At 64.0% G+C, this 25,098-nt stretch carries 24 protein-coding genes and 1 tRNA gene; 7 read left to right on the top strand and 18 right to left on the bottom strand.

Translation table 11 applies throughout. The annotated features are described in order from the left end of the window. Position 1: 1 nt before the first annotated feature. The 12 genes from ENHY17A_RS13070 to ENHY17A_RS13015 all read right to left on the bottom strand — a co-directional run bounded on the left by ENHY17A_RS13070 (position 2) and on the right by ENHY17A_RS13015 (position 13,018). A tRNA-Glu gene (locus ENHY17A_RS13070) sits at positions 2–76 on the bottom strand. 49 nt (positions 77–125) lie between these two features. Next, the gene (locus tag ENHY17A_RS13065) at positions 126–1,724 is read right to left on the bottom strand and encodes a class II 3-deoxy-7-phosphoheptulonate synthase (RefSeq protein WP_159713337.1); all 1,599 of its coding nucleotides are present in this window, start codon (positions 1,722–1,724) and stop codon (positions 126–128) included. A gap of 87 nt (positions 1,725–1,811) precedes the next feature. After that, a complete protein-coding gene (locus ENHY17A_RS13060) occupies positions 1,812–2,747 on the bottom strand; it encodes an NAD(P)-dependent oxidoreductase (RefSeq protein ID WP_159713336.1) in 936 nt (311 codons plus the stop codon). Between the two features lie 166 nt (positions 2,748–2,913). Next, positions 2,914–4,353, bottom strand: a complete 1,440-nt coding sequence (gene cysS / locus ENHY17A_RS13055) for a cysteine--tRNA ligase (RefSeq protein WP_159713335.1) — start codon at positions 4,351–4,353, stop codon at positions 2,914–2,916. An 11-nt stretch (positions 4,354–4,364) separates the two neighbouring features. Further along, positions 4,365–5,978 (bottom strand): phytoene desaturase family protein, encoded by a 1,614-nt coding sequence (locus tag ENHY17A_RS13050; RefSeq protein WP_159713334.1) that lies wholly within the window; start codon positions 5,976–5,978, stop codon positions 4,365–4,367. Positions 5,979–6,193: 215 nt separating this feature from the next. After that, the gene (purC, locus tag ENHY17A_RS13045) at positions 6,194–6,973 is read right to left on the bottom strand and encodes a phosphoribosylaminoimidazolesuccinocarboxamide synthase (RefSeq protein WP_159713332.1); all 780 of its coding nucleotides are present in this window, start codon (positions 6,971–6,973) and stop codon (positions 6,194–6,196) included. Positions 6,974–7,073: 100 nt separating this feature from the next. Continuing rightward, positions 7,074–8,249 carry a kynureninase gene (locus tag ENHY17A_RS13040; RefSeq protein ID WP_159714632.1) on the bottom strand — a complete coding sequence of 392 codons (1,176 nt, stop codon included), beginning with the start codon at positions 8,247–8,249 and terminating at the stop codon, positions 7,074–7,076. Further along, entirely contained in the window at positions 8,249–9,157 is a 909-nt protein-coding gene (locus ENHY17A_RS13035) for an alpha/beta hydrolase (protein WP_201296402.1), read from the bottom strand. The genes ENHY17A_RS13040 and ENHY17A_RS13035 overlap by 1 nt, the downstream gene beginning before the upstream one ends. Before the next feature lie 92 nt (positions 9,158–9,249). After that, a complete protein-coding gene (locus ENHY17A_RS13030) occupies positions 9,250–10,158 on the bottom strand; it encodes a DUF4349 domain-containing protein (RefSeq protein WP_159713330.1) in 909 nt (302 codons plus the stop codon). Between the two features lie 24 nt (positions 10,159–10,182). Next, positions 10,183–11,289, bottom strand: a complete 1,107-nt coding sequence (locus ENHY17A_RS13025) for an NAD(P)/FAD-dependent oxidoreductase (RefSeq protein WP_236547973.1) — start codon at positions 11,287–11,289, stop codon at positions 10,183–10,185. Continuing rightward, positions 11,280–11,972 carry a methyltransferase domain-containing protein gene (locus tag ENHY17A_RS13020; protein WP_159713326.1) on the bottom strand — a complete coding sequence of 231 codons (693 nt, stop codon included), beginning with the start codon at positions 11,970–11,972 and terminating at the stop codon, positions 11,280–11,282. The genes ENHY17A_RS13025 and ENHY17A_RS13020 overlap by 10 nt, the downstream gene beginning before the upstream one ends. Further along, on the bottom strand, positions 11,969–13,018 hold the full coding sequence (locus tag ENHY17A_RS13015) for a type III polyketide synthase (RefSeq protein WP_159713324.1): 1,050 nt from the start codon (positions 13,016–13,018) through the stop codon (positions 11,969–11,971). The genes ENHY17A_RS13020 and ENHY17A_RS13015 overlap by 4 nt, the downstream gene beginning before the upstream one ends. A 222-nt stretch (positions 13,019–13,240) precedes the next feature. On the opposite strand from ENHY17A_RS13015, the gene parC reads away from it, so the two are divergent. Continuing rightward, on the top strand, positions 13,241–15,481 hold the full coding sequence (parC, locus tag ENHY17A_RS13010) for a DNA topoisomerase IV subunit A (RefSeq protein ID WP_159713322.1): 2,241 nt from the start codon (positions 13,241–13,243) through the stop codon (positions 15,479–15,481). 62 nt (positions 15,482–15,543) lie between these two features. Next, positions 15,544–17,253 (top strand): putative bifunctional diguanylate cyclase/phosphodiesterase, encoded by a 1,710-nt coding sequence (locus ENHY17A_RS13005; RefSeq protein ID WP_159713320.1) that lies wholly within the window; start codon positions 15,544–15,546, stop codon positions 17,251–17,253. On the opposite strand, the gene ENHY17A_RS13000 is transcribed toward ENHY17A_RS13005, so the two are convergent. Genes ENHY17A_RS13000 through ENHY17A_RS12985 form a run of 4 tightly spaced genes read right to left on the bottom strand, consistent with a single transcriptional unit; the run spans position 17,229 to position 20,154 of the window. Next, positions 17,229–18,434 carry a CCA tRNA nucleotidyltransferase gene (locus tag ENHY17A_RS13000; protein WP_159713318.1) on the bottom strand — a complete coding sequence of 402 codons (1,206 nt, stop codon included), beginning with the start codon at positions 18,432–18,434 and terminating at the stop codon, positions 17,229–17,231. The two genes, ENHY17A_RS13005 and ENHY17A_RS13000, sit on opposite strands and share 25 nt — an antisense overlap. Continuing rightward, positions 18,422–19,024, bottom strand: a complete 603-nt coding sequence (locus ENHY17A_RS12995) for a CoA pyrophosphatase (protein ID WP_159713316.1) — start codon at positions 19,022–19,024, stop codon at positions 18,422–18,424. The genes ENHY17A_RS13000 and ENHY17A_RS12995 overlap by 13 nt, the downstream gene beginning before the upstream one ends. After that, positions 19,021–19,596, bottom strand: a complete 576-nt coding sequence (locus ENHY17A_RS12990; protein WP_159713314.1) for a DUF1285 domain-containing protein — start codon at positions 19,594–19,596, stop codon at positions 19,021–19,023. Before ENHY17A_RS12990 ends, ENHY17A_RS12995 begins: the two co-directional genes overlap by 4 nt. Positions 19,597–19,608: 12 nt before the next feature. Beyond that, positions 19,609–20,154, bottom strand: a complete 546-nt coding sequence (locus ENHY17A_RS12985; RefSeq protein ID WP_236547971.1) for a GNAT family N-acetyltransferase — start codon at positions 20,152–20,154, stop codon at positions 19,609–19,611. A 180-nt stretch (positions 20,155–20,334) separates the two neighbouring features. Here ENHY17A_RS12985 and ENHY17A_RS12980 point away from each other — a divergent pair, with 180 nt between their 5' ends. Beyond that, on the top strand, positions 20,335–20,706 hold the full coding sequence (locus ENHY17A_RS12980; protein ID WP_159713312.1) for a dihydroneopterin aldolase: 372 nt from the start codon (positions 20,335–20,337) through the stop codon (positions 20,704–20,706). Positions 20,707–20,709: 3 nt separating this feature from the next. Here the strand turns inward: ENHY17A_RS12980 and ENHY17A_RS12975 are convergent, their stop codons facing one another. Then, positions 20,710–21,591, bottom strand: a complete 882-nt coding sequence (locus ENHY17A_RS12975) for a hypothetical protein (RefSeq protein WP_159713310.1) — start codon at positions 21,589–21,591, stop codon at positions 20,710–20,712. Positions 21,592–21,816: 225 nt separating this feature from the next. Here ENHY17A_RS12975 and ENHY17A_RS12970 point away from each other — a divergent pair, with 225 nt between their 5' ends. The 4 genes from ENHY17A_RS12970 to ENHY17A_RS12955 all read left to right on the top strand — a co-directional run bounded on the left by ENHY17A_RS12970 (position 21,817) and on the right by ENHY17A_RS12955 (position 24,400). Further along, a complete protein-coding gene (locus ENHY17A_RS12970) occupies positions 21,817–22,491 on the top strand; it encodes an energy transducer TonB (RefSeq protein ID WP_159713308.1) in 675 nt (224 codons plus the stop codon). A 65-nt stretch (positions 22,492–22,556) separates the two neighbouring features. Next, positions 22,557–23,375, top strand: coding sequence for a MotA/TolQ/ExbB proton channel family protein (locus ENHY17A_RS12965; protein ID WP_159713306.1), 819 nt, complete (start codon positions 22,557–22,559; stop codon positions 23,373–23,375). 86 nt (positions 23,376–23,461) lie between these two features. Beyond that, a complete protein-coding gene (locus ENHY17A_RS12960) occupies positions 23,462–23,944 on the top strand; it encodes an ExbD/TolR family protein (protein WP_159713304.1) in 483 nt (160 codons plus the stop codon). 27 nt (positions 23,945–23,971) lie between these two features. Continuing rightward, positions 23,972–24,400 carry an ExbD/TolR family protein gene (locus tag ENHY17A_RS12955; RefSeq protein WP_159713302.1) on the top strand — a complete coding sequence of 143 codons (429 nt, stop codon included), beginning with the start codon at positions 23,972–23,974 and terminating at the stop codon, positions 24,398–24,400. Positions 24,401–24,503: 103 nt separating this feature from the next. Here ENHY17A_RS12955 and dcd read toward each other — a convergent pair whose 3' ends face one another. Further along, a complete protein-coding gene (gene dcd / locus ENHY17A_RS12950; protein WP_159713300.1) occupies positions 24,504–25,058 on the bottom strand; it encodes a dCTP deaminase in 555 nt (184 codons plus the stop codon). Positions 25,059–25,098 lie beyond the last annotated feature (40 nt).

The following is a 25,098-nucleotide window of genomic DNA, read 5'->3' as shown; positions in this document are numbered from 1 at the left end:
TTGGTGACCCCTACGGGAATCGAACCCGTGTTTCAGCCGTGAGAGGGCCGCGTCCTAACCGCTAGACGAAGGGGCCGTGCTTTTGAGCAGCGGAGGCGCGGCTCTAGGCGGGTGGTGCGGGAGCGTCAAGCAGCCGCCTTTCGCCGCTCCGCCATTTCCTGGTTGAGCATTTCGGCGAGCAGGAATGCCAGTTCGATGCTCTGCCCGGCGTTCAGACGCGGGTCGCAATGCGTGTGGTAGCGGTCGGCCAGACTCTGTTCGGTCACGTCGATCGCGCCGCCGGTACATTCGGTGACGTTCTGGCCAGTCATTTCGGTGTGGATGCCGCCCGCAAACGTCCCTTCGGCGCGGTGGACGGCAAAGAAGCCGCGGACTTCTGCAAGAATGCGGTCGAAGGGCCGCGTCTTGTAGCCGTTCGCCGCCTTGATCACGTTGCCGTGCATCGGGTCGCAGCTCCACACCACCGGATGGCCTTCGCGCTTCACGGCACGGATCAGGGCTGGCAAGCCCTTTTCGATCTTGTCATGGCCATAGCGGGTGATCAGCGTCATCCGTCCTGCGACGCGCTGAGGATTGAGCGTATCGAGCAGGCGGAGTAGCGCGTCGGGCTCCAGACTCGGTCCGCATTTCATGCCGATCGGGTTGCCGATGCCACGCAGATATTCGACATGCGCCGATCCTTCGAAGCGCGTCCGATCACCGATCCACAGGAAATGCGCGCTGGTGTCGTACCAGTCGCCGGTCAGCGAATCCTGGCGGGTCAGTGCCTGCTCGTAGGGCAGCAGCAACGCTTCATGGCTGGTATAGAATTCCGTGGCCTTCAGTTGCGGCACGCTGTCGGCATCGATCCCGCACGCGGCCATGAAGTCGAGCGCTTCGCCGATGCGGTCGGCGACATCGGCATATTTCTTGGACCATGGCGAACGGCCCATGAAATCGTGGGTCCAGCGGTGCACCTGATGCAGATTCGCATAGCCGCCGCTGGCGAACGCACGCAGCAGGTTCAGCGTTGCCGCCGACTGGGTATAGCCGCGGATCAGGCGCTGGGGATCGGGAATGCGTGCTTCGGGGGTGAAGGCGATGTCGTTGACGATGTCGCCGCGATAGCTGGGCAGTTCGACGCCATCGATGGTCTCCATCGGGGTCGATCGCGGCTTGGCGAATTGGCCCGCCATGCGCCCGAGCTTCACCGTTGGCAGTTTGGACGCAAAGGTCAGCACAACCGCCATCTGAAGGATGACGCGGAACGTGTCGCGGATATTGTTGGGATGAAATTCGGCGAAGCTTTCCGCGCAGTCGCCGCCCTGAAGCAGAAAGGCACGGCCTTCGGACACGCGCGCGAGATCACCGGTCAGGTTGCGCGCTTCGCCTGCGAAGACGAGCGGCGGGAAGGAGGAGATCGTGTCGGTCGCCGACTTCAGTGCTGCTGCGTCGGGATAGTCGGGCAATTGTCGCGCCTCGAAGGCTGTACCGGTCCAGCTATCCGGGCTCCAACTGTCGTTCATCATGTCCCCCGAGTTGCGCGCGTTGACGTGCCAGTCGGCATGGTGCGCGATGCCGTTGGCCGCAATCTGGTTGGCGATGGCGGAACTGGCGCGCTTGCCTTCCTCCTCCCAGCCCTGAACCGTGGAACCTGGCGTGTTGAACCACGCGCCGAACGCCGCGCGGGAAAGGGCGCGTTCTTCGCGGAAGCGGCGGATTTTGGAACCTGCGAGTGTGCTCATGGCCTTCACTTACCCTAGTTGGGTAAATCGAGGCAAGCAAAGAAAAGCTATCGCGCGGGATCGAGCGGCTGATTTACCCCGGTCGCGTCAATAGCCCGCGTCGAGATCGACCACGTTCCGCATCGGGCGATCCGTCAAATAAGCGTCGAGATTGTCCAGGAACAACGCGGCAGTGCGCTGAAACATCTTGGTTTGACTGCGGCCGGACAGGTGCATCGAATGCAACGTGTTCGGCGCAGTCCAGAGTGGGTGCTCAGGCGGAAGCGGTTCAGGCGTGACGGTGTCGAGAAAGGCCCCGGCGATGCGGCGTTTCTCCAGCGCCTCAATCAGTGCTTCCTGATCGACCATGTCGCCGCGCGCGATATTCACCAGCCAAGCGCCGGGCTTCATCGCGGCGAGTTCGGCCTTTCCGATCAGGGCGTGGGTGTCCCCGGTCGATGGCGCTGCGAGGACGATCCAGTCATAGTCGCCAATCCGTGCGCGCCACTCGCCGGGCTTCAGCGTCCCGTCGCGGCCCGACCGGGTGACGCCAGTCACCTCGACCCCGAACGCCGCAAGTCGATCGCCGATCAGTCTGCCGATCGAACCATAGCCGATGACGAGCGCATTCGTGGCGTCGAGTTCGACCTGGCCCGGTGGGGCAATGCTCCACTCCTTGCGGTCTGCCATGCGGACGACCTCGTCATAGCGTTTCGCGGCGGCGAGGATGCCGAGCACGGCATATTCCGCGACCGCGATTGCATTGATCCCGGCGCCATTGGTCAGGATCGTCCCGCGTTGCTTGAGCAGATCGGTGTCGAAGGCGTCGATCCCGGCATAGATGGTCGACAGCCATTTAAGGTTGGTGCCGGCCGCGGCGACTTCGCTGGTCCAGCCGGGCTGGTGCATGTCCACCCAGCCGATTTCGGCGGTCGGAATATGTTCGAGAGCGTCGTCACGGTGGGCGAACCAGTGGACGTCGAGGCTGGACGGGAGTTTTGGTTCCAGCATCGGACGGGCGAGCGCGGGGAGGACGGCTTTCATGTCGCGGAGCCTAACCGGTCAGTTGCCGATCGCAACCAATTCCTCCCCGGCACGGGGAGGTGGCAGCGCGAAGTGCTGACGGAGGGGGAGTGCAACGCAGCGCAACGCTCGTGGCCCGCCCCCTCCACCATCCTTCGGATGGTCCCCCTCCCCGTGTCGGGGAGGATCAGGCGATCTTCCAGTCCCAGCCGAGCGGGTCGCCGTCCATTACCTCGACACCCGCTGCGGCCAGTTCGTCGCGGATCGCGTCGGATCGGGCGAAGTCCTTGGCCGCGCGCGCTTCCTTGCGCTCGATCAGCTTGGCTTCGATGACGTCTGCATCGATCGAAGCCGATGAAGGGCGAACGCGGAGATCCGCGCGGGTAATCGATGAGATTTCAAGACCCAGCACGCCGTCGATCTCCGTGGCAGCCGCCAGACGCTTCCCAGGTGCAATTGATTTGTCCGCCAGCAGCGCGTCCAACACGGGCAGCGCGCGCGACGTGTTGAGATCGTCGCTGACCGCCTCGTCAAAGCGCGCCAGATAGGTCGCGGTATCGCCGCTATTCTTGGGTGTCGCGTCACGCAGCCTTTCGAGCGTCTGAATAATCCGTTTTAACCGCGTTTGTGCGGCAACCACATTCTCCCACGTAAATTCCAGTTCGCTGCGATAATGCGCGCTCAGGCACATCAACCGGTACGACAGCGGGTGGATGCCGCGATCGACCAGCACTTGCAGCGTCAGGAATTCTCCGGTCGATTTCGACATCTTGCCACCGCGATCCACCAGGAAGTTGTTGTGCATCCAGATGCGTGCGCCGGTGAAGCCGGGCTCTGCGCTGTCGCACCCGCAATGCGCCTGGTTCTGGGCGATCTCGTTCGGATGATGCACCTCGCGGTGGTCGATGCCGCCAGTGTGGATGTCGAACGGGTGGCCGAGTTGCTCCAGGCTCATCACCGAGCATTCGAGGTGCCAGCCGGGCGCGCCCTTGCCCCAGGGCGACTCCCATTCCATCTGGCGTTGCTCGCCCGGTGGCGATTTCCGCCAGATCGCGAAATCCTGGGGGTGGCGCTTGCCCGATACCGGGTCGATACGGCTCTCGCCGTCGCCGGTGGTCGCGCGCGCCAAGCGGCCGTAATCGGGCACGGTTGAGCTGTCGAAATACAGCCCGCTGTCGATTTCGTAGCAATGCTTGTCGGCGATTTGCTTGGCGAATTCGATCATCTGGGGGACGTAGTCGGTGGCGACCGTCCATTCGGCGGGCTGGGTGATGTTCAGCCGTTCGATGTCCGCCTTGAACACCGCGGTGTAATGCGCGGCGATGTCCCAGATCGATTTCTGTTCGGCGCGCGCAGCCTTTTCCATCTTGTCGTCGCCTGCATCGGCGTCGCTGGTCAGATGGCCGACATCGGTGATATTGATGATATGACGGAGCTTGTAACCCTTCCATTTCAGCACGCGACCAAGCGTGTCGGCGAACAGGAACGCGCGCATATTGCCGATATGCTGGTAGTTATAGACCGTCGGGCCGCAGGTATAGACGCGCGCCTCATTGTCGCGGATCGGGCGGAATTCCTCGATTGCACGGGTGAGCGAGTTGTAGAGTTTGAGCGGCGTATCGGTCATGGGCTTGGCGATTAGGCGTGGCGGCGCTTGCCGACAAGTCGCCCGAGCATCGATCGGTCGCGCAGGATCGCGTGCGCAGCATTATGCCCCGGTGCGCCGGTGACGCCGCCGCCAGGATGCGTGCCCGATCCGCACATGTAGAGGCCGGGGATGGGGCTGCGATAATCGCCATGGCCGAGCACGGGCCGCGCGGCCCATAGTTGGTCGAGACTCATCCGACCATGGAAGATGTCGCCGCCCGCAAGGCCGAATTTACGTTCGAGGTCGAGCGGCGAGTGAATCTGGCGCGCGACGATGCTTGCCTTGAAACCGGGGGCATAGGTCTCGACCGTGGCAATCACGGTATCGGCGGCGGCTTCGCGCGCGTCGTCCCAGCTTCGGCCACCCGGCAGGACGGGAGCGAACTGCTGGCAAAACAGGCTGGCGACGTGTGCGCCGGGTGGGGCGAGGCTGTCGTCGAGCGTGGAGGGGATCAGCATTTCGACGATGGGTTGGCGCGACCAGCCGAGCGTCTTCGAATCATCGAACGCGCGATCCATATAGTCGAGGCTTGGGGCCATGATGATGCCCGCGCTCATATGCGCGCCCGGCTCGGGCAAGGCGGTGAAGCGCGGCAGTTCGCTGAGCGCGACGTTCATTCGGAAGGTGCCAGATCCGGTCTTGTAGCGCGCGATGCGGGCGCGGAAATCGGCGGGCAGGTCCGCTGGGTCACAGAGCTTCTGGAACAGCGGCGTTGGCCCGAGATTGGCGGCGACGATCTTCGCCGCGATCGTCTCTCCGCTTTCGAGTTCAACTGCCGATGCGCGGCCCTGGTCGGTCAATATGCGCGCGACCGGGCTTTCGGTGCGGATCGTAACGCTCGCGCCTTCGCAGGCGCGCGCCATCGCTTGGGTAATCGCGCCCATGCCGCCGATCGCATGGCCCCATGCGCCGCGCCGCCCGTTCACCTCGCCGAAGATGTGGTGGAGCAGGACATAGGCCGAACCCGGCGTGTAGGGGCTGGCATGGTTGCCGACCACCGCGTCGAACCCGAACAGCGCGCGGACGGGGTCGCTTTCGAACCAGCCGTCGAGGAACTCGGCGGCGCTTTTTGTGAATAATTCGATCAGGTCGCGCTGGGCTTCGCGCGAGAGGTTCGCGGCGGTGCGTCCTTGGCCCAGTGCGGCGATCATGGATGGGATGCCGCCGCCCGGCTGGGGCGGTGCCTTCAAGGCAAAGGTGCGCAACACATCGGCGATTTTTTCCAGCGCGTCGCCATAAGCGGGCAGGCGTTCGGCGTCTTTTCTTGAGAATTTCGCGAATTCAGCCTGGGTCTGAGCGGTGTCGTTATGCGCGATCAAGTGGCGGCCATCGGGCAGCGGCATGAAATTGGCGGCGGGGCGGTGAACCATGCGCAGGCCGTGGTCGTGCAGGGCCATGTCCGCGATGACTTTGGGCTGGAGCAGGCTGACCGTGTAGCTGGCGGTCGAGTTGCGGAAACCGGGAGCGAATTCCTCGGTGACCGCGGCACCACCGACGATGGAACGCGCTTCGAGGACGCAGGTCTTTAGCCCCGCTTTGGCAAGGTAGAAGGCGCACACCAGGCCGTTATGCCCGCCGCCGATGACGATCGCGTCATAGATCATGCATGAAGGGATAGCGCGGCGCTTGGCGAGAGCCTACCGGCAATCCAGTCCCAAACCCTCAACCCAATCCGTTTGTCCCGAGTAGCCTTCGGGCTTGTCGAGAAAGCGTATCGAGGGAGGGAAGAGAGCTAATCGCGACCCTGTCTCGATACGGGTTTTCGACTTCGCTCGAACCCTACTCGACACCAACGGTTTGGGGAGAGGCAAAGCGCCCCTTACTTCCCCCGCTTCTTCCGATGCGTTTCGAGATCCAGCACCGCCGTCTCGCCACCCTCCGGCAGCAATCCCAGCCGCCGGGCGACTTCCTGATAGGCCTCGACTTCGCCGCCCAGATCGCGGCGAAATCGATCCTTGTCCAGCTTTTCGCCGCTCGCCATGTCCCACAAGCGGCAGCCATCGGGGCTGATCTCGTCGGCCAGGATGATGCGGCTGAATTCATTGTCATAGATGCGCCCGAATTCGAGCTTGAAATCCACGAGGCGGATGCCGATCCCAGCGAATAGCCCGCACATGAAATCATTCACGCGGATCGCCATGTCGGCCATGTCGTGCAGTTCTTCCTGCTGCGCCCAGCCGAACGCCAATATATGCTCGTCGGTGACCATCGGGTCGCCCAGCGCATCATCCTTGTAATAATATTCGACGATCGTGCGGGGAAGCTGCTGGCCTTCCTCGATTCCCAACCGCTTTGACAGCGAACCGGCGACGACGTTGCGCACAACGACCTCGATCGGCACGATCTCGACCTGGCGGATCAACTGCTCGCGCATGTTGAGGCGGCGGATGAAGTGGGTGGGGATGCCGATATGGCCGAGCAGGGTGAAGATATGCTCGGAAATCCGGTTGTTCAGCACGCCCTTGCCGTTGATCGTGCCCTTTTTCTGGGCGTTGAAGGCGGTTGCGTCGTCCTTGAAATACTGGATCAGCGTGCCGGGTTCCGGACCCTCGTACAGGATCTTGGCCTTGCCTTCGTAGATCTGGCGGCGACGTGCCATCGGGTGCGGCCCCTTCGTCAAAAGCGATTGCCCCGGCGGCGCGGGGGCAGCCGGGGCGAATGATGCCAGCGCCTATATCGAAACGGGGTTGGGCGCGCAATCAATCGCGCGGGAAATCGGCGACGGTTTGCGCGATGATCTCCCCGGCGCGCACGATGTCCTCATGGCTGAGGTAGAGCGGGGTCAGGCCGAAGCGCATGATGTCGGGATCTCGGAAATCGCCGATGACGCCGCGTTCGATCAGGGCGTCGACGATCTCGCGGGCGCGGGGATGGCGAAAACCGATATGGCTACCGCGGCTCGCGGGCTCGCGCGGCGATACGCATTCGAGGCCGATGGCGTCGCCTTGCGCGGCGAGACTGTCGAACAGTGCCGCGCTCTTCGCAAACAATGCGGTCATGTCGATGCCGGCCATCTCGTCGATGCCGGACTCGAGCGCGTTCATCGCCAGCATAGCCGGCGTGCCCGAGCGCCAGCGTTCCATGCCGTGACCGGGTTCGTAGGGATCGGTGAAGGCGAAGGGGGCGGCGTGGCCCATCCAGCCGCTGATAGGGTTGGCCCAGTCCGCCTGATGCCGCTCTGCCACCATCAGATAGGCGGGCGCGCCGGGGCCGCCGTTCAGGAACTTGTATCCGCAACCGACCGCGCAGTCCGCGTCGCCTAGATCGACGGGTACTGCGCCCGCCGAATGCGACAGGTCCCAGCAAATCAAAGCGCCTGCATCATGCGCCCGGGCGGTCCATGCGGCCATGTCGAAGCGCTCGGCGGTCTTGTAATGAACATGGGTGAGCAGGACGAGCGCCGTTCTATCGTCGATCGCGTCGGCGAGTTGGTCGCGGGGAACGGCGTTGAGCGTCGTGCCGGGCACGCATGCGACCGCACCCTCGGCGATGTGAAGATCGGTCGGGAAATTGCCCGCTTCGCTGACCACCACCGTCCGCGTGGGATCGTGGCGCAGCCCGGCGACGATCAGCTTGAACAAATTGGTGGAGGTCGAATCGGCAACGATCACCTCGTTCGACTTGGCGCCGATCAGGGCCGCGATCTTGGCACCGATGCGGGCAGGCGCGTCCATCCAGCCTTCGCCCCAGCTACGGATCAGGCGATCGCCCCATTGGTGCGCCACCGTGTCGCGGGCCGTGTCGATGGTCGCGCGAGGCAGCGCGCCAAGCGAATTGCCGTCGAGATAGATCACGCCGTCGGGAATCGCGAACCGAGCACGATGCATGGCGAACGGATCGGCGGCGTCCAATGCGCGGGCTTCGTCGAGTGTCATCATTCCGCGAACGCCTTCGCGATCAGCTCGCGTGTCTTGTCCCACGCGGCGGTGCCCGGCGATACCAGTTCGACATGGCCGGTCCGGTCGATACGGTGGAGAGTCGCCTGATCGCCCGCCGCTTTCGCCTTGGCGACGAAGTCGGTCTTGAGGTCGAGCGGGATGATGCGGTCCTGCAATCCCGCGACATGATCCTGCGGCACCCCGATCGGCAACAATCGCGCGACCGAGGTGTCGCGATATCGGTCCACCGGGTTCGCGCCCGCGACAAGATCGGCAACGACTTTCACCCCGCAGCCATTGTCCGGCGTATCCGCGGTGCGTTCGAGATCGGGCAGCCCGCCGAGACTGACGACATGCGCGATGGGCAGCGGATCGGCGGTTCGCAAGCGGCTGTCTGGGGGCAATTTCGGTCGCGCCGCCAGCCATAAGGCGAGATGCCCGCCCGCCGAATGCCCGACCGCCACGATCTTGCGCGTGTCGAGCCCAAACCGCTCCGCATGGACCCGCAACGCATCCGCCGCCGCGCCTGCATCGGCAAACGTGCCGGGATAGCCGCCGCCGACATCGATCCCGCGATAATCGATATTCCAAACCGCATAGCCCGCATCGCGCAAATCCGCCGCCGCCCAGTCCATCAGCGTGCGATCGGCGATGCCTGTGGTCCAGCAGCCGCCATGCACCATCAGCACGGTCTTATGCGGACCGGGCGTGCTGGGGAGCCAGACATCGACTTTCTGAACCGCGTCTGCGCCGTAGGCGATGGTCGCATCGGTCTTCGGTCGAACACGCGCGGTCAGGTCGCCCCAGGTCATCAAGGCCGCGGTGTCGGTCGATGGCGGGGTCGGGCTGGTGGCGGGGGTACAGGCGGCAAGCGCCAGCGCCGGGGCGGCAAGGAGGATACGCATCAGCCGTGGGTAACGCGGGCGCGGACGTGCGACAATCGCCCGCGTCCTGTTCCCGCATTATCACCGCGCATGGCAAGATGCGGTCTGACGGCCTAATCCTTCGGTACAGGAGGCGTTTCCGACATTTCTTCTCGATCCGCCTTCATCCCGATCACACCCCGCCGCCGCAGACGGCGGAACAGGAAGATACCGGGAATAATCACCAGCAGCCACGGCACGATCGCGACGACCAGCAGCAGCAATGCCTGCAATGACGCCGTGAACAGGCTGCCCGACTGTGCCAGGGTGTCCGCCATCTTGTTGCCCAGCGGGCCTGATGCGGGGGCGGCAGTCGAATATTGTATTTCGAAGGTCGATGTCGCGACCCGGGTGCGAAGTTCGGCCAGCCACCCGCGTGCCTGATCGAGTTCTTCCTGTGCCTGGGCGACGCTGCGTTCCGCTTCGACCAGTTCGGCGACGGTGCCGGTTCGGCTGCGCAGCACGCCGGTCAGCCGTTCGACCAGCAGCGTCCGTTGGGCGATCCGCGCTTGGGTATCGCTCATCGCTTTGGACACGTCCTCCGCCTCGATCGCGCTGTCGATGGCGCGACCTCCGGCTTCGTCGGAAAGGCGCGTGAGATCGGATTGAAACCGTCGCGCGACATCGGCGGCGACGCGCAGTTTGAGGGAGCCGCCCAAATAGCTTTCTTCGGCGCTCGTGCGTTGCATCTCGACGATCTGGCAGCGCTGTGCGCCCAGCCGGTCGCATAACGCGAGATGGGTATCCTGGACCCGCGCGATCGCGGACGTCGGGATGCGGAACCTCATGCGATACATATAAGCGATGCGCGGCAATGCCGCCTCGACCGGAGCCGGGCCGTTCGCGTCGTCACCGGCTTTGGCGGCAACGGGTTCGGCCGCGTCCATCGTCGCCAGTTCTTCCTGTGCCGGTTGCCCGCGATCGCTGCATCCGCCGACGATCAGGCACATCGCGGTCAGGCATGGCCAGACTTTAAGATTCATCGACATCCCCCGGTTAACCAACGACTATAGGAGGACGGGCGAGTTCGTCGAGGTCTGTGTTATGGACACCCGGGTCATCCGCATCGCGCGTTCGACCACCCCGGGCAGGTGCGCAATAATTGGCAAGGCTGCTGTCGCCAGCATCGGGCGTTCTGCGGCGTGCCAAAGCAACGACGCCGTGGCGATCGGACGGCGCAGGCGGCGCGCGAGATCGTGCTGGAATGCGGACGGAGCCTCGCCCTCCAGAATTGCCCGCGCCGCCGTAGTGCCGGTCGCCAGCGCGATCCCCACACCTTCGCCCGCAAGCGAAGGGATAACGCCCGCCTGATCGCCCACCCGGTATAGGCCATGCGCGTCGCGTGCCGTCGCGCGCCAGCCATAGGGGACGTTGGCGATGGCCTGTGCGGGGCCGGGATGTTCCTCGTCCAGACGCTGGCGCAGGGCAGGTTCGCGGTCGATCAATCCCGCCAGCACTGCCTCCGGCCGCTGTCCGGCCGCTACGAACGCGCTATGGCGGATGGCCAGACACAGGTTGGCGTGGCCGTCTTCCTGCATCACCAGCCCTGCATAGCCATGGTCGAACAGGTGCAGCTCGATCGCGCCCGCAATGCGTTCGGCGAGCGCAGGGCTGGCGCGGAACCGCCAGCGCAGGCCCATCGCTGGGTCATCGCAGACTACGGGCCGCGCCATACCACGCAGGTCGTGTTTGCCGGTCGCCAGGACGATGCGATTGGCGCGCAATATGCTGTCATCGGCGAGATAAAGCGTCCCCGGTTCGACCCGGCGCACGGTGACGCCGTACCGAATTTCCGCGCCCGCCTGTCGCGCCGCATCCAGCATCGCGGCGTCCAGCGTCCTGCGCGACAACCCGACACCCGGTGCGGGAAGGGCGAAGCGGGCAGTGCGCTTGCCTGCGAACAGGGCGAGGCGATCGACCGGATGACCGCCCAACAACGCTGTATCGATGCCCAGATCGGCCAGTTGCCGAACGGTATTCCAGCTCAGGAACCCGCCACACAGCGCGTCCTGCTCGCCATTGCTGCGCTCCAATATCGTCGGCGAAAGACCAGCGCTTGCCAGTCCGATCGCCGCGGCAGCACCCGCCGGGCCGCCGCCCACAATCAGTGGCATCGTTCGACACAAAGCCGGAACGGAAAGCGGCGGACGACCTGCGCCTCCGCTAATCCCGCCTCTGCCAGCAGCGGTGCCCATTCGTCTGGGCGATAGGCGCGCGCGATCGACAATGTCCCGTCTTCGCGGACGATGCGGTGGGTCAGCAGGATGCGCGCCAGCAGAGGGTAGCCGGCATGGGCGAAGCGGTGGCGGTGAAGGTCGTTGATCAGCCAGCCGCGCCGCGCGTGTGTTTCCATGAAGCGCAGGAAGGCGACCAGTTGCGAGCGGCTCATATGGTGTGCGACCAGGCTGGAGAGGATCACGTCCCAATGCTCATCCATGAGATCGGCATAATCGCCGGTGCGATAGTCGATCCGCATCGCGGCCGCGGTGGCGGCACGTGCGGCGGGCGCGGAACGGGGGTTCAGATCGATCCCGACCAGATCGACCGACACGTTCTTTTGCTCGGCCCAGCGGGCGATCCGCCGGAGCATGTCGCCCTGTCCAAAACCGACGTCGAGAATGCGCAGCGTGTCGTCTCGTTTTGCCAGCCGGTCCAGAAACCCGATCGTCGGTCGCGCCGCCAGCGTCCACCGGTTGACCCGCGCCAGATCGGCCAGCACCGCGTCATAGGTCGCAGGCGGCAGGTCGGGCGCATCCATCTGCTCCTCGGCGAGCGAGCGGACCGACAGGCGGGTCATGGCGAGCAGTAACGAAAGCCCTCGACCGCCAGACCGGGGCCGAAGGCAAGCGCCACGCCCGATCCGACGGGCTTGCCCGCCAGGATTCGTTCCAGCGCGAACATCAGGGTAGAAGAACTCATATTGCCGTGATCGCGCAGCACCGAGCGTGATTCCTCCAGCGCATGAGCGGGCAGCGACAGCCCGTTTTCGACCGCGTCGAGCACCGATCGTCCCCCGGCATGGACGGCCCAACTGTCGATCGCTTGCGGATCGCCGATGCGCGCAAGGAACGCGTCGGTCGCCAGCGCGCTCGAAATACGCCCCGGCACTTCGCCCGACAGGCCCATCGCAAAGCCTGTGTCGCCGACGTTCCAGGTGATCAGCGCGTCGCTATCGGGCAAGGCTAGCGCGAAGGGGGCTTCTATTTCTAGTCCAGCCGCATCACTGGTCACTAGCGCCGCTGCGGCACCGTCCGCGAACAACAGCATGGCGAGCAGGGATTCAAGGTCGCTCGATTGCTGGAGGTGCAAGGTGCTCAACTCGACCGTCACGACCAGCACGCGGGCATCGGGTTCGGAGCGGACGATATGATGCGCGGTCTTGAGCGCAGTAACCGCCGCGTAACAGCCCATGAAGCCGATCAGCGTGCGCTCGACCGTATCGCTCAGGCCCAATTGTCGAGCGAGAATCTGGTCGATCCCAGGCGCGACGAACCCCGTGCAACTGGCGAGCACCAGATGCGTGACGCGGTCCAGCGGCCCCAGCTTGCCCGCCGCTTCCGCCGCCAGCCGAGGCGCGTGCTCGGCATATAACCGCATCCGCTCGGCGGTTCCGGGCCAGGCGTCGCCGTAAAATCCACCCGGATCGGTCTGCGTCCCGCCGCACTTCGGAGGGGGCAAGATGCTCATTCGGTGCGCAATCCCGGCGCGATCGGCCATCCGCGCAAAGATCGCCCGTTCGCGCTCGTTCGTCAGTTGCGCGGTAGCCCAATCGATGAAAGCCCGGTGGACATCGTGCGGAGGAAGGGCAGTCTCAATCGCGTTCAGATAGCTGGCAACCGCCATTCGATCATTCTCCGCAAGCGATCGATCACCGACAGCCTGGCATCACCATAACGTGGCGGGACGGAATGAGTATCCCGTCAAAACCCGTTTGTTTCGAGCGAAGTCGAGAAACGCACCACGAGCGCTCAGGTCCCGTTTCTCGACTTCGCTCGAAACAAACGGCCTCGGGAGAGAAAGTGGCCCCCTTACGCCGCGCCGCTCGCGCTGCTAACCCACCGGCATATGGCCACCGACTTGTCCGACCCCTTCAACGCGATCGTCGATCATCCCTTCGATTCCGCGCTCAGCGAACGCTATCTCGTCTATGCCCTCTCGACGATCACCGCGCGGTCGCTGCCCGATGTGCGTGACGGGCTGAAGCCGGTGCATCGCCGCTTGCTGTGGGCGATGCGACTCCTGAAGCTCGACCCGGCATCTGGGTACAAGAAATGCGCGCGCGTCGTCGGCGACGTGATCGGCAAATACCACCCACATGGCGACCAGTCGGTCTATGACGCGATGGTTCGGCTCGCCCAGAGTTTCGCGCTGCGCTATCCGCTGGTGGATGGACAGGGCAATTTCGGCAATATCGACGGGGATAATGCCGCCGCTTACCGCTACACCGAAGCGCGGCTGACTCAGGTCGCGATGGACCTGATGGCGGGCCTCGACGAAGACGCGGTCGATTACAAGCTGACCTATAACGGCGAAGAGAGCGAGCCCGAGCTGTTTCCGGGCCTGTTCCCCAATCTGCTCGCGAACGGTGCCAGCGGCATCGCGGTCGGCATGGCGACCAGCATCCCGCCGCACAACGCCGCCGAACTGCTGGACGCGGCGATCATGTTGGTGGAGCAGCCCGAGGCCGACGATGCCGCGATCCTTGGCCATGTGAAAGGGCCGGATTTCCCGACCGGCGGCGTCGTCATCGACAGTGCCGCGGGGATTGCCGAAAGCTATGTTACGGGCCGTGGCGGGTTTCGCGTGCGATCGAAATGGGAAATGGTCCGCGAAAAAGGCGGCGGCTGGCACGTCATCGTCAGCGAAATCCCCTACGGCGTGCAAAAGGGCAAGCTGATCGAGGCAGTTGCCGGACTCATCAACGACAAGAAGTTTCCGATCCTGGGCGATATTCGCGACGAATCGGACGCCGATATCCGCATCGTGCTCGAACCGCGCAGCCGCACGGTCGATCCGCAGACGATGATGGACGGGCTGTTCCGCCTGACCGATCTAGAGACGCGCATCCCCCTCAACCTCAACGTCCTCGACAAGGACCGCACCCCGCGGGTGATGAGCCTGCGCGAAGCACTGTCGGCCTGGGTCGATCACCAGTTCGTCGTGCTGCGCCGGCGCAGCGAGCACCGGCTGGCCAAGATCGCCGACCGCATGGAATTGCTCTCGGGCTATATCATCGCCTTCCTCAATCTCGACCGCGTGATCGCGATCATCCGCACCGAGGATGAGCCCAAGCCGGTGATGATCGCCGAGTTCGAACTGACCGATCGTCAGGCCGAGGCGATCCTGAACATGCGGCTACGGTCTTTGCGTCGGCTCGAGGAAATGGAGCTTCGCAAGGAACGCGACGCGCTGGAAAAAGAACAGGCCGAACTGAACCTGTTGCTGGGGTCGGAGGCGCGCCAGCGCACGCGGTTGAAGCGCGACATGGCCAAAATCCGCGACCGCTATGGTCCCGAAACCGCACTCGGCAAGCGCCGGACCTTGGTCGAAGAAGCGGCACCCGCGCGCGAAATTCCGCTGGAAGCGATGATCGAGCGCGAGCCGATCACCGTCATCCTCTCGCAGCGTGGCTGGATCCGTGCGATGAAAGGTCATGGCGACCTGACCGCCGCGGATGCCGCCAAGTTCAAGGAAGGCGACGGCCCGCTGTTCGCGTTCCACGCGCAGACCACCGACAAATTGCTGCTCGCTGCCGATAACGGGCGGTTCTACACGCTGGGTGCCGACAAGCTGCCGGGCGGTCGCGGGTTTGGGGAACCGGTGCGGTCGATGATCGACCTGGAGGGCGAGATCGTCGGGCTTGTGCCGGCCAGCGCCTCACCCCGGATGCTGCTGGCTGCGACCGACGGGCGCGGTTTCGTGTTGCGCACCGCCGATGCGATCGCCGAAACGCGCAAGGGCAAGCAGGTGATGAATCCGCGAACGGGCGCACGCCTGAAACTCGTTCGCCCGATCGCGCAGACCGACGATTATGTCGCGGCGGTGGGGGATAACCGCAAGCTATTGGTATTCCCGCTGACCGAGCTTGGCGAACTGGTGCGCGGGCAGGGGGTCCAGATCCAGCGCTACCGAGACGGGGGCTTGTCGGACGCTCGAACTTTCCGCTTAGATGAAGGACTTAGCTGGACGATGGGCGGCGATCAGGGGCGAACCCGGACCGAAGCCGATATGGGGTCTTGGCGCGCAGCACGCGGTGCGGCGGGACGGATGCCGCCGACCGGTTTTCCGCGCGACAATCGATTCTGAAGGTCATTACGAGGGCGTTTTCTTCAAGAGCTTTTAACCACTGGACGCTAGGCCGGTGGTGAATGTTTCGCAGGAAACCTGCAGCGCAGACGTTGCGCGACGCGCCGGTCATCACCGCGCCACCCGCACCCGTACCCGGCACCAGCGATCATATTTCGGGCATCGAACTGGTGCCGGTGCCCTGTTGCGTGGTGGTGGTGCGCGAAGGCGTGGCGCGGCTTGACGTCGTCAACCGTGCGTTCCGGTTGGCGGGGTTGGGCACGACCGGCGGCAAGTCGGTCTTCGTCGAGGATAACGCCGCGCGCATCGCGGCGTTTGTCGGCAGTACGGACCTGCGCGACGAATTCGAATGGGAAGTCGGTGAGGCCGTCGACAGCCGCCAATACGGCGTGACGCTCGCCCGTCGCCATAACCGCGCGGGCAGCGGCAGGTGCTTCGTCACCCTGGTCGACAACACCATCCGCTATCGCACCGAACAAAGTTTGCGGCGGGAGATGTCGACCGATGCGCTGACCGGACTGCCCAACCGCACGGGGTTTGAGGAGCTGCTCGAATCGCTCCCCGACGGGGCATTGGCGCATCATGCGGTGATCGCGATCGACCTGGCGCGGTTCAGCCGCATCAACGCGTGTATCGGATCGCTAGCCGGTGACGAACTGCTGATTTCGGTCGCGCGCCGCCTGAAAGGGGCGCTGCGCGGTCGCGACAGCCTGGCGCGGACCGGCGGCGACGAATTCGGCATCCTGCTGTCCGTAGAAGATGGCGCGGGCGACGCGTTTCAGGTCGCCAAGCGTATCCAGTCGGCGCTGTCGACGCCGTTCCGGCTTTCCGAACACGAGGTTCAGGTGGATTGCTCGATCGGCATCGCGCTGGGCGCGGACAATGCCGACAGCGCCGAGGATCTGATCCGGCATGCCCAGTTCGCCGTCAAGCGCTCGCAATCGACGGGCCGGGTCGAAGTCTATCAGTCGCGCAGCTTCGACCATGCGCGCGAACAATTCTCGATCGAGGCCGAATTGCGCCGCGCGCTCGACAATGGCGATTTGTATCTGGCGTTTCAGCCGATCTGCGATTTGGCGACCGGTCGCGTCACCTCGTTCGAATCGCTGGCGCGCTGGCGGACGGCGCAGGGGATCGAGATGTCGCCGGTCGATTTCATCCCTGTGGCCGAGGAATCGGGGCTGATCGTGCCGCTGGGTCGCTGGGCGATGGAGGAATGTGTCCGCACGCTTGCCGAATGGGATGCGCGTGCGGGGGGCGATTGCGGAACGCGGATGGCCGTCAACCTGTCGGCGATCCAGTTGCAGCGCGATCAGGTTGCCAACATGGTCCGGGGCGTGCTGGAAAAATACGGCATTTCGGGCAGCCGTCTGACGCTGGAATTGACCGAAAGCGTGATCGTCGGCGATCCCGACCGCGTATCGCAAACCGTGCTGGCGCTCCGCGACCTGGGCACGACGCTGGCGATGGACGATTTCGGCACCGGTTATTCCAACCTTGCCTATCTTCAGAAACTGCCGATCGACCTGCTGAAGATCGATCGCAGCTTCGTCGCCGGGATGCTGGCCGATCGCGACAAAATCGCGATCGTCCGCGCGATTCTCAGCCTGGCTCAGGCACTGGGGATGCAGACGACAGCGGAGGGGATCGAACAGAACGAACTGGCTCAAACGCTGGCGGCAATGGGCTGCACTTACGGTCAGGGCTATCTGTTCTCGCGTCCGATCGAAGCCGATGCGGCCTATGATTATCTGATGGCGCGCAACCACTGATCGACCGCGGAGTCGGCGATGTCGCGCGCTCGGGACGTATCGGGAAACCCTTCCGAAACCCACTGATCGCGGATCGCGCCGAGCAGCCGTGCGACATCCGGCCCGGCCTGCACGCCGCGCGCGACGATCTCTCCGCCGGAGACGGGCAGGGTGGGGACGTCCCAATCGCGGATTTCGGCAATCCGCGCCGCAGCGTCGTCCAGATCGGCCAGTAGCAGCCGGTCGATCGCGGCTTCCTTGCCGATTCGGAAAGCGAGCGGACGAGGCGCTTCGCTCACGTCGCCGATCGCGGCGGCGATCCGCTTTCGGCGGGCGTTGGATAGTTTCAGCCGTGCTGCGACCCCATCGGCTTTCGCCGCATCCTGCGGGCCGACCGCAATCAGGCGGCGGATGGGATCGGCATCGAAGCCAAGCGATGATTCGCGACTCGACAACCGGGCCAGGCGATCGACGCCCGCTTCGGTCACTTCGGGCAAGACCGGCAACAAAACGCCGCGGGTCGTCATCAACCGCAGCACGCGCACCGCATCCCGCGCGACCAGCAATTTCAGAAACTCGTCGGCGATGCGTTCGCGCGATAATGCCATCAAGTCGTTGGCGCGAAGGACGCACGCCTCAAGCCCCTTTGTATCGGGCGCATCCCCGAATCGTGCCATGAAGCGAAAGAAGCGCAGGATACGCAGATGATCCTCAGCGATGCGCCGCAACGGATCACCGATGAAGCGGACGCGACCTGCCTTCAGGTCATCGATCCCGCCGAAATAGTCGAAAATCTCGCCAGTCTGCGGATCGGCGTAGAGTGCGTTCATCGTGAAATCACGACGCGCCGCGTCTTCGCGCCAGTCGTCGGTGAAGGCGACCTCGGCATGGCGGCCGTCGGTGGACACGTCGCGGCGCAGCGTCGTCACTTCGACCGGCCCGCTGGCGGTGATCGCGGTGATGGTGCCGTGCGCGATGCCGGTCGGGATCGGCTTGATAGCCGCCGACCGCAGCTTTGCCATGACCATGTCGGGATCGTGCCGCGTGGCGATATCGACGTCGGACACCGGCAAGCCTAGCAGGGTATCGCGCACCGCTCCGCCGACATAACGGGCCGCACCAGCGCCGAGCACATCGGTCAGCGCCGCCAGCCCATCGCGGTGCCGCCAGTCGGCGTCGGGCAGCGTCGTCACGTGCTCCACCGCAGCCGCCGCGACAGGTTCACGAGCATCGCAGCGGTCGCGCCCCAGATGCGCCGATCCTGCCACAGAATCTCGTAATAATGCCGGTCGCGGCCCTGCCATTCCACGCTGGCTTCCAGATGATTGGCAGGTTCCAGCACGAAATCGAGCGGCACTTCGAAGATGTCGGCAACTTCCGCTTCGTTGGCGGTCAGCACGATGTCGGAAGCAACGACGCCGACTATCGGGGTCACGTCGAACCCGGTCACGGTCCGATAACGATCGGCGATCCCGACGATTTCCACTTGGTCGGGTGCCAGTGCGATTTCTTCACTCGCTTCCCGCAATGCGGCGGCGACGGCGTCGGCATCGGTCGAATCGATTCGACCGCCCGGAAAGGCGACTTGGCCTGCGTGATTGCGCATGTCGTCGTGACGCTGGGTCAGGATCAGTCCCGGCGACGGCCGGTCGGTGACCGCGATCAGCACTGCCGCTTCATACAGCGCGGCTGTTCCCCGCACATCGGCGTCGCGGTCGTCGCCGGTCAGCAGGACGAGCTGGTCGTGATCGACCGCGGCCAATGCATGGCGCAGTCGTTCGGCGAGCGTCACTCGCTCGTTCCTTGGGCAGGCTCCATCGGGAAGAACGCGCCGTCGCTCCAGATGCCGGGTGTGCCGCCCGCGTCGGCCAGTGCGCGTTCGGCGAGTTCGTAATAGACTGCGCGCGAAATCAGCGCCTCCAGTCCGCGGCGGACGTGGAGATAGGGGCGGGGGCCGTCGTCATGCACTTCGAACCGGATCGCATTGTCGGGGCCGGCGGTGACGATATCGTCGGTGTTCAGTCGAAAATGCAGCCTCGCGGCGTCGCCTTCGCCGTCGGCCTTCATCTCGACCGCGACGAACGGCGCGTCCTCGACCTCGATATCGAGCTTTTCGACCGGCGTGACGAGGACGTGGCTGCCGTCGTCCTCGCGCCGCAGGATCGTCGAGAAGAGTTTGACCATCGCCGGGCGGCCGATCGGTGACCCCTGATGAAACCAGCTACCGTCGCGCGCGATGCGCATCTCGCTGTCGCCGCAATGATCGGGGTTCCAGCGTTCGACGGGGGGCAGCTTATGCTCTTCGGCCAGGCGCGCGATGTCGGCGAGCGACAGGCTCGACAGGTCGGGGGTGGTATCGTTCATGATGGCCGCGCGTTAGGGCATCGGCGCGGGCGTCGGCAAGTCCGATCGGACGAACCGAGGTGCCACTTCCCCGGCAAGCGCAGGCACTTGGGCGCCCCGCGCCAGCAGGCGGTCGCGGTCGAACGGACCGGGCAAGGTCCATTTTTCCGTGCGTTCGGCCGTAAATCCGAAGAAGCGACCGTAATAATCCCGATCGCCGATCAGCATCAGCGCGTCGGCACCCTCGATCGGCGATGCGGCGACGTGGGCAAGCATGTGGCGCATCAATGCTTGGCCCCGGCCCGCCTGTTGCCAATGCGGATCGACCGCGACCGGACCGACCATGATCATCGGGACGCTGCTGTCCCCCGCTCGCAATTCGACCGGCCAGCACTGAATCGTGCCCAGCAATATGGCGTCCGCGTCGGTTGCGGCGAAGCTCAGTTCGCGGATCGGCTGTGTCCCCTCGCGGATTCGGTACGCGGTGCGCAGGTGTCGGTCCGCCCCGAACGCACGGTCGAGCAAGGCTTCGACCGTGGTGGGGTCGATCGTGTCGAGGGGGACGAAATCGGGGTGCAATGCAGGCTTTGGCTTTCATCATGTGCCGCAAATCGGCGGCGGCGCGCTTTAGCGTCGCCTCGGCGCCAGACAAAGAAAATTGCGGTTGGGCGGCATGAAGGGGCGCGGGGCGACGTGCCGCTTCCCCCGGGCAACCCTCCCGGCTATGGGCGCGCTTCGATCGTCGCTGAGGAATGTGCGTTGAAGGATAGTTTGCAGCTCGAAGTCCACGACCTGGAAGTCCAGGTGCTGACCGGCGTCTATTCGGAGGAAACGCACCTTCCCCAGCCGCTGCGCCTCTCGATTACCGTCGATCTCGACTGTCCGGAGCGGTTTGCGCCGGATACGCCGCTATCCGCGTCGAAAAGCTATCTCGACTTGAAACAGGCTGCGAGCACGTCGCTGCCCCCCGGCGTGCATTTCACCCTGATCGAAGGCGTCGCCGATCATATCGCCGGGACGCTGTTCGTTCAGGATGCGCGCGTCTCGCGCGTGCAGGTCAAGATCGTGAAGCTGGCCATCGCCGAGGCAGGCGAAGCGATCGGCATCACGCTCACCCGCCACCGGCGTTAAGGCTTACCAGCCCACATTCGGGGTCGGCGTACCGCTACCTCGACACAGGCCGAGCGATTCGAGCACATATTGATAGTCCTCGCGCACGATCGCGGCATGTTCGGGCAGATCGGCCGCGACATTGCTCTCCGGCAATTGGCCGGGCAGCCCGCAGGCGAGGCGATACCATAGCAGTGTATCGCGTTCGGGCGGGCGGGATCCCTCGCCGACGATTTCGCCCAGTGAAACCGCCCAGTTGCGGCTGCCATCGGGACGGCGCAGGATGCTGAGCGAAATCGGGTCGTTGCGAGCAGTCAGCAGGAAAATCTGGGTTTCGCCCTGGCCCGGCAAGTCGCCGGGCGTGTGGAATGCGTTGCCGACGCCGGTGATTTCGGGCGGGGCATCTGGTGACACCACTTCGCGCGCGATTTGGCGGATCAGCGAATCGCGTTCCGGCGACCAATCATAATGCGCGTCGTTGGACAGCAACTGCACCTGATCGGCACGCCCCGGCACCGGTCGCGCGAACAGAATCACGCGCAGTCGACGCAGATTTGGCGCACGACCGCGCGAATCGAACGGCAAATCCACCAGATATCCGATTCGTGACGGGATCGCGGTGGTGCCGCGAATCAGCGACAGCACATCCGCGGTCACATAATAGCGGACATGTCCCGGAGCGAGACCGATCGCTTCTTCGCCGCGAATCCGGCTGGTCGAACGGACCGTGGCATCGACGATCAACGGTGCCTCGATCACTTGCGCCGCAAGCTGCGGATAATCGACATTTGCGGGGGCCTGCGCCTGAATTTGCGAGGAAACTTCTTGCGAAGCGGCAGGCGGGATGACGGCGGCAACGAGCAAAACTGCGGTGGCCGTAACGAAAGGCTTGGCGATTGAGATCATACGCGATACCGTTAACGAACAAGGCTGTCGTGATACAGAAATAAATCCTGTGCACGACGCTTGTACGTTTCTTGCGTCCGACAAAGCGTTTGCGGATGCGGATGCGTGTAGTTAGAGACTCGATCCACGGCTGGTATACGTGAAAGCGTGTGCCGGTCGGGCTTGTTTCCCGTCGCCGTGAGGCCGGGCGACGTCCAAAGGGTTAATTAGGAGTGACCTTGCTGAATGGCCTACGCTGACCAAAAAGCAGGTGGTAACCGTGTGGTGGCGATCGCGATCGTGGCGATCATCCACGTCATTATCGGCTATGCATTCGTTTCTGGCCTCGCATATCAATATGTGAAGAAGGCCCAGGAGGAGCTGAACGTCATCGACGTCACCGAACCGCCGCCGCCACCCGAAGAAGTGCCACCGCCGCCGCCGCCGCCAGAGTCGGCAGCCCCCCCGCCACCGCAGACGACCGTCGTGGTCCAGCAGCCGATCGTTCGGGTGCCCGTGCCGTCGCCGCCCATTCGCACGTCGGACATCATCCCCGACCGGCAGCCGACGATTCCGCCCGCGCCGCCTGCGCCGCCCGCTCCTCCTGCGCCGCCGGCACCGCCCGCGATCAGCAAGAAGGCCGGTCCTCGTGGTGACATCGGTCGGTTCTTCGGTACCGCCAACTATCCGCCTTCGGCCATTCGCGACGAAGCGGAAGGGCGCGCGCGCGCAAATCTGACCATCGGTGCCGACGGTCGGGTGACGGGGTGCACGATCACGAGTTCGTCGGGCAATTCGGCGCTGGACGATGCAACGTGTCGTGGTGCGCGAAGGGCGCGGTTTACGCCGGCCCAGAATGAGGCGGGCCAGCCCGTCCAGTCGACTTACCCGTTGTCGGTTACCTGGCAGCTTGATCGCTAATCTCTTGCCCGCGACCGGTGCGCAGGCGCTGGTAAGAAGCAGAATATTCTAAGGAAGAAATTCACATGCTCATCAACATTCTTGCCGCCGGTGCGGCTGCCACCGAAGGGTCGAACCCCTACGGTTTCTGGGAAGCACTCGAGCAGGGCGGTGTCATCGCCTGGGCGACCTTCGCGATTCTCGTCATCATGTCGATCGGTTCGTTCTACATCCTGTTCACCAAGCTGTTCGAACAGCAGAAGGTGATCAATCAGGGCAAGCGCATGCGCACGACCTTCTGGAAGTCTAACAGCCTTCGCGAAGGCGCTGCAAAGCTCGAAAAGAACTCGGCATACCGTCAGATCGTCGATGACGGCATCGCGGCGCAGGAACAGCACAAGAAGCTGACCGACCCGGTCGAAGCGCATGACTGGCTGCACGGTTCGCTGGCACGCTCGGAAGCGTCGATCAATTCGTCGCTGGGCGGCGGTCTCGCCTTCCTCGCGACCGTAGGCGCGACGTCGCCGTTCGTCGGTCTGTTCGGTACGGTTATCGGCATCTACCGCGCGCTCATCAAGATCGGTGCGGCAGGTCAGGCATCGATCGACGCGGTCGCAGGCCCGGTTGGTGAAGCATTGATCATGACCGCACTCGGCCTGGCCGTGGCGGTTCCCGCGGTGCTTTCGTACAACTGGCTGCAGCGCCGCAACAAGGCGATCGCGGAAGACCTGTCGGCCTTCTCGACCGACGTGCTCGGCTTCCTGGCATCGGAAGGCGCGGTTCGTCCGGCGGTTGGTGGTGCAACCACCACGACCACGACGACGACCAAGCCTGCGCCGGTTGCAGCAAAGCCTGTGACGACGACGGCTGGCCAGACCGGTGGCGTGCAGACGCCGCGCACGTAATCGATTGAGTATCGGGTGGCGCGTGGTTCGCGCGCCACCTCTACTCGCCTTCGGGCGAGACGCGTTACAAGGATAGGATAACGCCGATGGCGATGAGCGTTGGGGGCGATGGCTCCGATGAAAAGCCGATGTCGGACATCAATACGACGCCCCTGGTGGACGTCATGTTGGTTCTCCTCATCATCTTCCTGATTGCGATTCCGGTCGTGGTGCAATCGGTCGAGTTGAACCTGCCTAAAGTGCAGTTCGAGCCGACCACCACCAAACCCGAGAACGTCAATCTTTCCGTGATGGGCCAGGGCGACACCTGCCAGGTCTATTGGAACATGACTCCGGTGACGGCCGAAAACCTGCTCGAGCGCGCAGTGACGAAGCTGGAAGAAGAAGTCGAACGTCAGGGCGGTCCGACCGCACCAGGTCTCGAACTTCCCGAAGTGCATATCCGCGGCGACGTGGACACACCCTATCGCTGCATCGGGGGCACCATCTACACCATGCAGTCGGCTGGTTTCGCGAAGGTCGGATTCATTTCCGAACCGCCCGCGGGCGCAGTGACTTCGCGGCAGTAAGCCCTCAGAGTTTAGGAGTAGCCCGATATGGCAATGAGTGCTGGCACCGATGACGGTGAACCGATGATGGAAATGAACACGACGCCGTTGATCGACGTCATGCTCGTGCTCCTCATCATGTTCATCATCACCATTCCGATCCAGACGCATGCGGTGAAGGTTGATTTGCCGCAGCCGAACGACAGTCCGAATCAACCGCTGATCGATCCGATCAGCAATAAGTTGATCGTGACGCCGCAGGGTCAGTTGACCTGGAACGACGCACCGATCGATGAAGTGACGCTGGCCCAGTATCTGGAACAGACGCTGACCATCGATCCCGCGCCGGAACTGCATTTCCAGCCCGACCCGATGGCCCGGTACGAAAAGGTCGATGAAGTGCTCGCGATCATCAAACGGTCGCAGATCACCAATCTTGGCTTCGTCGGTAACGAGCAATATCGCGCGGCCTTCTGATCCTTTCAGATTGCCGACCGAACGAAATAAAAAGGGTGCCCCGCGGGGCACCCTTTTTTGTTGGTCGGCAGCACTGGCGCGCTGAGCGTGAAGACTTGATCGCTTACAAACGGGGCAGGGTAACGCCACGCTGGCCCATATATTTGCCCGCACGCATCGCATAGCTCGTCTCGCAGGGCTGGTCGCCCTTCAGGAACAGGAACTGGCACGCGCCTTCATTGGCGTAGATTTTGGCAGGCAGCGGCGTGGTGTTCGAGAATTCGAGGGTTACATGTCCCTCCCATTCGGGCTCCAGCGGGGTCACGTTGACGATGATACCGCAGCGCGCATAGGTGGATTTGCCCAGGCAGATGGTCAGCACGTCGCGCGGGATGCGGAAATACTCGACGGTGCGGGCAAGCGCGAAGCTGTTCGGCGGGATGATGCACACATCCGTCTTGCGATCGACGAAGCTGTTCGCGGCAAAATCCTTGGGGTCCACCACCGCCGAATCGACATTGGTGAAGATCTTGAACTCGTCCGCGACGCGCGCGTCATAGCCGTAGGAGGACAGGCCGTAGCTGATACAGCCTTCGCGGCGTTGCGCTTCCACGAACGGCTCGATCATCCGCTGACTAAGCGCGGCTTCGCGAATCCAGATGTCCGATAGGATGGCCATGGTTCCCCCCTGAAAGATGTCGCGACAGCTTTCGCGGGGA

Origin of the sequence: Sphingomonas sp. AX6 (genome assembly GCF_902506605.1) — a bacterium.
Classification (GTDB): Bacteria; Pseudomonadota; Alphaproteobacteria; order Sphingomonadales; family Sphingomonadaceae; genus Sphingomonas.
Note: the sequence above shows the minus strand (reverse complement) of the source record. Positions and strands in the feature narration are given on the sequence as shown.